The following is a 2,225-nucleotide window of genomic DNA, read 5'->3' on the forward strand; positions in this document are numbered from 1 at the left end:
CCTGTTTTTATATACAGTATTGTTGTTTTTGGTTTAGTCAACAAACTAAGTTGCATAAAGTCGTCTAATGTGAAGTCTGACGCAGTTTTTATTCAACTAACCATCTGATAAAAAAGATTTATATGATAGATTTCTAATTATCAAAGTTCATGATAAGTGGCGGTAGCGTGGTAAATTAGGTCGCATTTTGTTGTATAGATAGCGTTATAACTCAGAGGAAGCTATGTCAGAAAAATGGGTTGAAATAGAGCAAATATTGACAGACTTGCTTGGAGATCTAACGATGGCTGTTACAGTCCTAAAGGACTATGAATCGAAGCCATTTATGAAAGAGTCGCAGAACCTTACAAAAAGACAGTGTATTTGGAGGTTGTGTACATTTTCGTTAGTGATTAACTGCTGTAAATATGTAGAGCTAAACACCAAGTATGGCAATGAATTCAATAAATTGATTCCTGAGCATAATAAAGTAAGGGGGCAATTTAATGAATCAGTCAAAAAGAACAAAGCAATTAACAAGCTAAGAAATCACTGTGTTGCGCATGTTAGTGACAAGTCTGTGTATCTTTCTCCGATTGAAGTGCAAAAAGAAATTATTGAAATGTTTGGCGGGCAACATGCTGATGATTTTTTAAACTGGGTTTGCCCTGACAATCTTGAAAGTACAAATAAAACGGAAAGTTTAGTTGGCGTCATCTGGCTACTTAGAGATGCGGTGTCATCTAAGTTATAACAAAGCGTTTAAGGCAGATTCGCAACGCTGGGCATTCTCAGTTCAAGTTGATTTTTGTGTTTACGGTGTAATGGGTTAGGTTAGGTGGAGGCGTTGCTCACTACTTAACGCGGCGTTATGTTTTACGAGGAAATTATGAGTGATTTGGTTGAACAGAAAGCATCTCAAAAAGTACTAGATGCAGCCTTGAAGGTCTTAGAAGCTAGCTCGCCTGTTCTTAGTGCATTGACTGGTGTCGTTATTGAATCGGCAAGAGAAACTGAAAGATTGCACGGCTCAGGCGAGATTGAGGCGCTGGACGCTGAAGCGAGAAAGCAAGCTATCGCTTTAAACATGGCAAAAATGCAAGCAGCAGTTGCTCAAGAGCTGGCAATAGCTGAACGTATTAAAAATGCACACGAAGTTGAAATTGAAGAATACTATGAAGGTACAGGAAGTGGTGGTTTGAATGCTTCCGGTAATTTAGACGGTGCTTCTATCAGCTTGGGTGGTGGTAGTCATAAGGTTACTAAGCGCGTCTACCGTTTTACAGGTGGCAATAGTCAAGAACAAACATAACAAACTGTTCAAGAGGGATTCGCAACGCGTGGCATTTTTACTATGCGTTAGTTTTAGTGATTAAGATGGTATGCGGTGGCTTTTGTATTGCGTCGCTCACCCCTTAACAGGGCGTTAGGCTTTAGGTAATAGTAAATGGAATATAAGTGCGATATTGAGTTTTTAGAACAGCGGCTGAAATTGCTAAAGTGGCTTAATTATGGGTTTATTATTCCTTGCTTAGTTGCTTTATATTTCAAACCTACAATTTTTGTTGTGAATGGCTCTTTTACTACAGGCTTAGTGATTTGTGCACTTATTATGTATGTATTGAGGATTATAGATAAACGCTATTGCAATGCTTTACATAATCATCGTAGTGACATTGTTATAGTAAACAACGTAGGGGTTGAATTTCGTCACCAAAACTCAGGTTACAACTTTAAGCGAAACCACGAAGAAATTGTGTCTGTGGAGTACTCAAAATATCTTGGTACACCAAAGGTAAAACTCCGATTTTCCAACAATGAGTTTTATGATCTTGTTTGGTTTAAAGACTCTGACTCACTTTACAGCAAGCTAAAGAGTAAAGAGCACTTGGTAAAAAAAGCCTAACAAAGCGTTTAAGAGGGACTCCTAACGCTTAGCGGTTCTAGCTCAAAGTTCAGCTTAAGTGTTTATGGCACAATATTTAAGTTTAGTTGGTATTGCGTTATCGCCCCTTAACGCGGCGTTAGGCAAAGTGAGTTTTTATCAGCTAAAACGAGTTGGAATTGAACGGTAAATTCCATGTTTTGTGGCTTAACTTAAGCAATAAATCGTCATCACACATTTGTTGTTTCTTGATCGCGTTGGGTTGTTTATCGCTGTGAATTCATCGGTGAAATAACCTTCAGCATCCAAACGTACGCCGAGCATGCTACGCTCGTCACTTTTCTTCCAAACCGCTCAATTT

3 protein-coding genes are annotated in these 2,225 nt (G+C 38.6%); all 3 read left to right on the forward strand.

The window, feature by feature from the left end:
- Positions 1-223: 223 nt before the first annotated feature.
- The 3 genes from AACT18_RS00525 (at position 224) to AACT18_RS00535 (ending at position 1,885) form a co-directional block, all read left to right on the forward strand.
- Positions 224-733, forward strand: a complete 510-nt coding sequence (locus AACT18_RS00525) for a hypothetical protein (RefSeq protein ID WP_094144331.1) — start codon at positions 224-226, stop codon at positions 731-733.
- Positions 734-868: 135 nt separating this feature from the next.
- On the forward strand, positions 869-1,291 hold the full coding sequence (locus AACT18_RS00530; RefSeq protein WP_065767849.1) for a hypothetical protein: 423 nt from the start codon (positions 869-871) through the stop codon (positions 1,289-1,291).
- 135 nt (positions 1,292-1,426) lie between these two features.
- Positions 1,427-1,885 carry a hypothetical protein gene (locus AACT18_RS00535; RefSeq protein WP_094144330.1) on the forward strand — a complete coding sequence of 153 codons (459 nt, stop codon included), beginning with the start codon at positions 1,427-1,429 and terminating at the stop codon, positions 1,883-1,885.
- Positions 1,886-2,225 lie beyond the last annotated feature (340 nt).

The organism is Vibrio sp. V04_P4A5T148 (genome assembly GCF_963875605.1).
Lineage (GTDB): Bacteria > Pseudomonadota > Gammaproteobacteria > Enterobacterales > Vibrionaceae > Vibrio > Vibrio anguillarum.

Excerpts from the sequence above, each read along its gene's own strand:
- AACT18_RS00530 (WP_065767849.1), top strand. The coding sequence starts at position 869 with ATGAGTGATTTGGTTGAACAGAAAGCATCTCAAAAAGTACTAGATGCA.
- AACT18_RS00525 (WP_094144331.1), top strand. The coding sequence starts at position 224 with ATGTCAGAAAAATGGGTTGAAATAGAGCAAATATTGACAGACTTGCTT.
- AACT18_RS00535 (WP_094144330.1), top strand. The coding sequence starts at position 1,427 with ATGGAATATAAGTGCGATATTGAGTTTTTAGAACAGCGGCTGAAATTG.